This window comes from Roseiarcus sp. (genome assembly GCF_052145395.1).
Classification (GTDB): domain Bacteria; phylum Pseudomonadota; class Alphaproteobacteria; order Rhizobiales; family Beijerinckiaceae; genus Roseiarcus.
In genome coordinates, this window is record NZ_JBKQOT010000567.1 from 1 (window position 1) to 6,776 (window position 6,776).

Sequence of the window (6,776 nt, forward strand, 5' to 3'; positions counted from 1 at the left end):
GCGCCGACTTGCCCATCGCGCCCATGAACAGGAGCAGGCAAGCGAGCGTCCAGGCGTCCCAGTCGAAGCCGATGAAGTGGAACGTTTTGCCGGCCAAGCCGGGCGCCGCGGCGAACACCTGGTCGAACGTCACCGAACCGGTGAGCGTAAAGGTCAGGAAGATGCCGAGGGCGAAGCCGAAGTCGCCGATGCGGTTGACGACGAAGGCCTTGATCGCCGCCGCGTTGGCTGATGGGCGGTCGTACCAGAAGCCGATCAGGAGGTACGACATGAGGCCGACCCCCTCCCAGCCGAAGAACATCTGCACCAGGTTGTCGGCTGTCACCAGCATCAGCATGGCGAAGGTGAACAGCGACAGGTAGGCGAAGAAGCGCGGCCGCGACGGATCGTCGGCCATGTAGCCGACCGAATAGATGTGCACGACAAAGGAGACCGTCGTCACGACGACCAGCATCACCGCGGTCAGCGTGTCGATGCGCAGCGCCCAGGCGACGGCGAGCTTGCCGGAGGTGAACCAGTTGGCGATCGGGACGTGCGCGTCCGCCCCGCCGGCGACCTGGAAGAACGCGATCCAGGACAGGACGAAGCAGATCCCAAGGAACCCGGTGGTGACGTATTCCGCACCACGCGCCCCGATCCAGCGGCCGAAAAGACCCGCGATCAGGAAGCCGAAGAGCGGCAGAAAGACGATCAGGTCGTACATCGGTCCCTCAGCCCTTCAGCGAATTGATGTCTTCGACCGCGATCGAGCCGCGGTTGCGGTAATAGGCGACCAGGATCGCAAGGCCGATCGCCGCTTCCGCCGCCGCGACAGTCAGAATGAACAGTGCGAAGGCCTGGCCCGTCAGGTCGCCCGAGAAGGTCGAGAAGGCGATCAGATTGATGTTGACCGCCAGCAGAATCAACTCGACCGACATCAGAATGATGATGATGTTCTTGTGGTTGAGGATGATGCCGGCGACGCCGATCGTGAACACAATCGCCGCGAGGATCAGATAGGCGGAAAGGTCCATAGCAATGATCCTTCAGATGCCGACGCGCGAGGGTACCTTGCGCAGCTCGACCGCGGTCTCGGGCGTGCGGGCCACCTGGGCGCCGACGTCCTGACGCTTGACGCCGGCCTTGTGCTGCAGGGTGATGACGATCGCGCCGATCATGGCGGTGAGCAGGATCATGCCCGCCGCCTGGAAGAAGTAGAAGTAGCGGGTGTAGAGCACTTCGCCGAGCGCGGCGGTGTTGGAGAGCGTGCCGGACGGCGTCGCGGCCGCGGCGGCCTTGGGCGAGGGGGTCCAGCCCGACACGACGTAGACGAGCTCGGCGCCGACGACGAAGGCGATCAGCAGGCCCTGCGGCAGGTATTGGACGAACCCCTGCTTCATGCGGGCGAAGTCCACGTCGAGCAGCATGACGATGAACAGGAACAGCACAGCCACAGCGCCGACGTAGACGACGACCAAGATCATCGCCAGGAACTCCGCCCCCATGATGAGAAAGAGCCCAGCCGCACAGACGAAGGCGAGAATCAGGAACAGCACGGAGTGAACCGGGTTTCGCGCTATGATGACCGCGAACGCCGACACGACGAGGATCGTCGCGAATATCCAGAAAAAAACCGCCTCGGCCATCTCGTCAGCCTCTTGAAAATCCCTGCCCCGGCCGCCGTCTCCCCCATTCAGGAAGCGCCGCCGCAAAGCGCCGGGCGAGGGCTCGCGCCCTCACCCAAGACTTGCTATCACCCCAGCCCCTCCCTCGCGAAGCCCGTCGTTCGGACCCGGCGTCCTGCGACGCCCTTCTCGCGGGCGAGAGATTACCGATACGGCGCGTTCATCGCGATGTTGCGCGCGAGTTCGCGCTCCCAGCGCGCGCCGTTCGCGAGCAGCCGGTCCTTGTCATAGAACAGTTCCTCGCGAGTCTCGGTGGCGAATTCGAAATTCGGTCCCTCGACGATCGCGTCGACCGGGCAGGCCTCCTGGCAGAAGCCGCAGTAGATGCATTTCGTCATGTCGATGTCGTAGCGGGTCGTGCGTCGCGTGCCGTCATTGCGGCGCGGCCCCGCCTCGATGGTGATCGCCTGCGCCGGGCAGATCGCCTCGCACAGCTTGCAGGCGATGCAACGCTCTTCGCCGTTGGGATAGCGCCTGAGCGCATGCTCGCCGCGGAAACGCGGCGACAGAGGCGACTTCTCGTTGGGATAGTTCAGCGTCGCCTTCGGCTTGAACATGTACCGAACCGACAGCGCGAAGGCCGCGAAGAACTCGGCCAGGAACAGCGAGCGGGCAGATTGCGCAAGTCTCAGCGCCATGGTCCTCTCCTCTTCCCTCAGCCCGAGACGTTGCCGCCGAGGCCGGTGAACTCGAGCACGGCCGCGACGATGACGACCATGAACAGCGAGATCGGCAGAAACACTTTCCAGCCTAGGCGCATCAACTGGTCGAAGCGATAGCGAGGTACGAACGCCTTCACCAGCGAGAAGCAGACGACCACGCTCCAAGCCTTGATCAGGAACCAGATTACTCCCGGCACCCAGGTGAAAGGCGGGAACGGCAGCGGCGACAGCCAGCCGCCGAGGAACAGGGTCGCCGTCATCGACGACATCAGCAGGACCGCGACCAGCTCGGTCAGGAACTGCAGCAGGAAGAGCGACGCCGAATATTCGACCATGTAGCCGGCGACGAGCTCGGATTCGGCCTCCGTCAGGTCGAACGGCGGACGGTTCGTCTCCGCGAGCGCCGAGACTAAGAAGATGATGAACATCGGCAGAAGCGGGAGCCAGTACCAGCCGAGGAAGCCGAAGCGCGTGTCCTGCGCTCGCACGATGTCCGAAAGGTTCAACGAACCGGCGCACATGAGCACAGTGACGATGACAAAGCCGATCGACACCTCGTAGGACACCATCTGCGCGGCTGAGCGAAGCGCGGACAGGAGCGGGTATTTCGAGTTCGACGCCCAGCCCGCCATGATGATGCCGTAGACGCCGAGCGACGACACCGCGAACAGGTAGAGGATGCCGACATTGATGTCGGCGACCACCCACCCGTCGTTGACCGGGATCACGGCCCAGCCGGCGAAGGCCAGAAGGACCGACACCAGCGGCGCCAGCACGAACACGCCCTTGTTGGCGCTCGCCGGGATGACCGGCTCCTTGATGATGAACTTGCCGAAGTCGGCGAACGGCTGCAGCACGCCCCAGGGGCCGACCACGTTCGGGCCGCGCCGAAGATGCACCGAGCCCCAGATCTTGCGCTCCAGGTAAATGAGCACCGCGGTCGACAGCAAAACGCAAACGAGCAGCAACAGCGCCTCGATGATGTAACGGAGCGCCGATCCGATGTCGGTCTCGTACAGCCAGCGGCCAAGTGCGGCGAAAAAACCACCGCTGGCGAGCGCCCAGATCACGGCGACGACGACGACGATCGCCACGACCGCGCCAACCCCAATCAGGGCGAGGCCGGACGACGAGCCGCGGCGGGTGGGGGTTGCGCTGCTCATCGGCGGCTATTCCGCGGCTTGCCGCATGCGTCCCTGCGCCAGGGCCGAACATTCGGCCATGACGCGAGAGGCGCGCGCGATCGGGTTGGTGAGATAGAAATCCTTGACCGGAGACGCGAACGCGGCTCGGTCGACCGCGCCGCCGAGCGTCGCCGCCGCACTCAGCCCGGCCGCGTCGGCGGGGGCGACCTGATCGAACCGCACGAGGTGCGGATAGGCGGCCGCAAGGGCCGCGCGCAATTGCGTCATCGAATCGTAGGGCAGCCTCGCCCCGAGCGCGTCGGAGAGCGCGCGCAGGATCGACCAGTCCTCGCGCGCGTCGCCCGGCGGGAACACGGCGCGTTCGGCAAACTGCGGCCGGCCCTCGGTGTTGACGTAGATCCCGGTCTTCTCGGTGTAGGCCGCGCCCGGCAAAATGACGTCGGCGCGATGCGCGCCGCGATCGCCATGGGTGCCGAGGTAGACGACGAAAGCGCCCGGCTGGATCTCGATCTCGTCCGCGCCGAGGTTGAAGAGCACGTCGAGCGCCCCGGCCTTCGCCATAGCCAGAGCGTCGAGCCCGCCCTCCCCCGGCACAAGACCGAGATCGAGGCCCCCGACGCGCGAGGCCGCTGTGTGCAGCACGTTGAAACCGTTCCAGCCGTCCTTGACGACGCCGAGCGACAGCGCCGTCTTGGCGGCGAGCGCGAGGATCGCTTCGCCGTCGGCCCTCGCGAACCCGCCCGCGCCGAAGATAAGCATCGGCCTTTCCTTCTCAGGCGGCGGGTGATCGGAGAAGCCGGCCAAAGTCTCCGGCCCGGCGCCGAGATAATTGTATCGGTAGGTGAGGTCGGCCTGCTCGCCGATGACGCCGATGAGCGCGCCGCCCTTGAGCCAGCGCTTGCGGATGCGGGCGTTGAGCACCGGCGATTCGAGGCGCGGGTTCGAGCCCACGATCATGATCGCATCGGCTGCGTCGAGGCCGGCGACGGTCGAGTTGAAGAGATAGGAGGCGCGGCCGAACTTCGGATGCAGCTTCGACCCGTCCTGCCGGCAATCGACGTTCGGCGAGCCGAGCCTGCCGATCAGTCCCTTGAGGGCGAACATCTCCTCGACCGCAGCGAGATCGCCGACGATTGCGCCAATCCTGGAGGGCTGAGCCGCCTTCACCTTCGCGGCGATCGCGGCGAAGGCCTCGCGCCAGCTTGCAGGCTTGAGCTTGCTGTCCGTCCGCACATAGGGCCGGTCGAGCCGCTGGGTCTTGAGGCCGTCGACGACATGGCGGGTCTTGTCGGAGATCCACTCCTCGTTGATTGCGTCATTGACGCGAGGGAGGATGCGCACGACCTCGCGGCCGCGCGAATCGATGCGGATCGCGGACCCGAGCGCGTCCGTCACGTCGACGGACTCGGTCTTGACGTATTCCCACGGGCGGGCGTGGAAAGCGGTCGGCTTCGCGGTCAGCGCGCCGACCGGGCAAAGGTCGACGACATTGCCCTGCAACTCCGAGCTTAGCGCGCTCTCGAGATAGGAGGTGATCTCCATGTCCTCGCCGCGGCCAATCGCGCCGAGCTCGGGGACGCCCGCGACCTCGGTGACGAAGCGCACGCAACGGGTGCACTGGATGCAGCGGTTCATCACCGTCTTGACGAGGGCGCCAATGTATTTGTCCTCGACCGCGCGCTTGTTCTCGGCGAAGCGCGACGAATCCGCGCCGTAAGCCATCGCCTGGTCCTGCAGGTCGCACTCGCCGCCCTGGTCGCAGATCGGGCAGTCGAGCGGGTGGTTGATGAGCAGGAACTCCATCACCCCCTGGCGGGCCTTGCGCGCCATCGGCGAGTTGGTCAGCACGACCGGCGGCTCGCCGTTCGGGCCGGGGCGCAGGTCTCGGACCGCCATGGCGCAGGAGGCGGTCGGCTTCGGCGGGCCGCCCTTCACCTCGACCAGGCACATACGGCAATTGCCGGCGATCGACAGGCGCTCGTGGAAACAGAACCGCGGCACTTCCGCCCCGGCGGCTTCGCAGGCCTGAAGCAGCGTGTATTCGGCCGGAACGTCGACTTCCTTGCCGTCGATGTTGATCTTGCTCATGCGCCCTTCGCCCCGTGACCGGACCGCCAATAGGCGAGCCGTTCGGTGACAGCAACCCCGTCGATCGTTGCGCGCCTCATCTCCCCGCCTCCAGCTTTTCGACCCGGAGCGTCGGATCGGCGATTTGCTTGCGCAGGTCGACGTGCCCTCGGCTGGCGTGAACGGCGTATCCGATCGCCGTCACCGTGCCCTCGCGGATCGTCTCCACGCGCTCTTCCAGGGCGTCGAAGAGCAGGTCGTGACTGGTCACCGTCAGCCGAACCTCTTTCAGCTCCGCCTCGATCTCGTCGAAACGAGCAGAGTGCTGATCCTGTCGGGCGCATATGTCCCGAAGCATCTGCAGCACCAGGTTGTCCGGCTCTTCGGCCATGCCCCTACTCCGCCGCCGCGCGCACAGGCTCGCTGTGCGGGTGAGCCGAATACTGGTCGATGCGACGCTCGATCTCGGGGCGGAAATGGGCGATGAGGCCCTGGATCGGCCAAGCGGCCGCATCACCGAGCGCGCAGATCGTGTGGCCTTCGACCTGCTTCGTCACATCGAGCAGCATGTCGATCTCGCGCTTCTGCGCGCGGCCCTCGGCCATCCGGCTGACCACGCGCCACATCCAGCCCGTGCCTTCGCGGCAGGGCGTGCACTGACCGCAGCTCTCGTGCTTGTAGAAGTACGACAAGCGCGCGATCGCACGGACGATGTCGGTCGACTTGTCCATCACAATCACCGCCGCCGTGCCGAGGCCGGAGCGCAACTTGCCGAGCGAGTCGAAGTCCATCGGGCAGTCGATGATCTGCGCCGCGGGCACGCAGCGCACCGAGGAGCCGCCGGGAATGACCGCGAGCAGGTTGTCCCAGCCGCCGCGGACGCCTCCGCAATGCTTCTCGATCAGTTCGCGGAACGGAATCGACATCGCCTCTTCGACGTTGCAGGGCTTGTCGACATGGCCGGAAACGCAGAAGAGTTTCGTGCCGCTGTTGTTCGGCGCGCCGAAGCTCGTGAACCACGAGGCCCCGCGCTTCAGAATGGTCGGCGCGACGGCGATCGACTCGACGTTGTTGACGGTGGTCGGGCAACCGTAGAGCCCCATGCCGGCCGGAAACGGCGGCTTCATCCGGGGCTGGCCTTTCTTGCCCTCGAGCGATTCGAGCATCGCGGTCTCTTCGCCGCAAATGTAGGCGCCCGCCCCGTGATGGATGTAGAGGTCGAACGGCCAGCCGTGGAT

8 protein-coding genes are annotated in these 6,776 nt (G+C 65.8%); all 8 read right to left on the bottom strand.

Features of this window, described 5'->3' with window-relative positions; translation table 11 throughout:
* Window positions 1–703, bottom strand: a 703-nt coding sequence (locus ACLP25_RS19510) for a proton-conducting transporter transmembrane domain-containing protein (protein ID WP_442470818.1), incomplete at its 3' end; no start/stop codon positions are given.
* A gap of 7 nt (window positions 704–710) precedes the next feature.
* On the bottom strand, window positions 711–1,013 hold the full coding sequence (gene nuoK, locus ACLP25_RS19515) for an NADH-quinone oxidoreductase subunit NuoK (protein ID WP_442470819.1): 303 nt from the start codon (window positions 1,011–1,013) through the stop codon (window positions 711–713).
* Between the two features lie 12 nt (window positions 1,014–1,025).
* Window positions 1,026–1,625, bottom strand: coding sequence for an NADH-quinone oxidoreductase subunit J (locus ACLP25_RS19520; RefSeq protein ID WP_442470820.1), 600 nt, complete (start codon window positions 1,623–1,625; stop codon window positions 1,026–1,028).
* A 182-nt stretch (window positions 1,626–1,807) separates the two neighbouring features.
* Window positions 1,808–2,302: an NADH-quinone oxidoreductase subunit NuoI gene (gene nuoI / locus ACLP25_RS19525; RefSeq protein ID WP_442470821.1), complete on the bottom strand. Its 495-nt coding sequence runs from the start codon at window positions 2,300–2,302 to the stop codon at window positions 1,808–1,810.
* 17 nt (window positions 2,303–2,319) lie between these two features.
* Window positions 2,320–3,489 (bottom strand): NADH-quinone oxidoreductase subunit NuoH, encoded by a 1,170-nt coding sequence (gene nuoH, locus ACLP25_RS19530; protein WP_442470822.1) that lies wholly within the window; start codon window positions 3,487–3,489, stop codon window positions 2,320–2,322.
* Window positions 3,490–3,495: 6 nt separating this feature from the next.
* The gene (gene nuoG / locus ACLP25_RS19535) at window positions 3,496–5,559 is read right to left on the bottom strand and encodes an NADH-quinone oxidoreductase subunit NuoG (RefSeq protein ID WP_442470823.1); all 2,064 of its coding nucleotides are present in this window, start codon (window positions 5,557–5,559) and stop codon (window positions 3,496–3,498) included.
* Between the two features lie 76 nt (window positions 5,560–5,635).
* A complete protein-coding gene (locus tag ACLP25_RS19540; protein WP_442470824.1) occupies window positions 5,636–5,929 on the bottom strand; it encodes a hypothetical protein in 294 nt (97 codons plus the stop codon).
* A gap of 4 nt (window positions 5,930–5,933) precedes the next feature.
* Window positions 5,934–6,776 (bottom strand): NADH-quinone oxidoreductase subunit NuoF (nuoF, locus tag ACLP25_RS19545; RefSeq protein WP_442470825.1); only part of this gene is annotated, 843 nt, incomplete at its 5' end.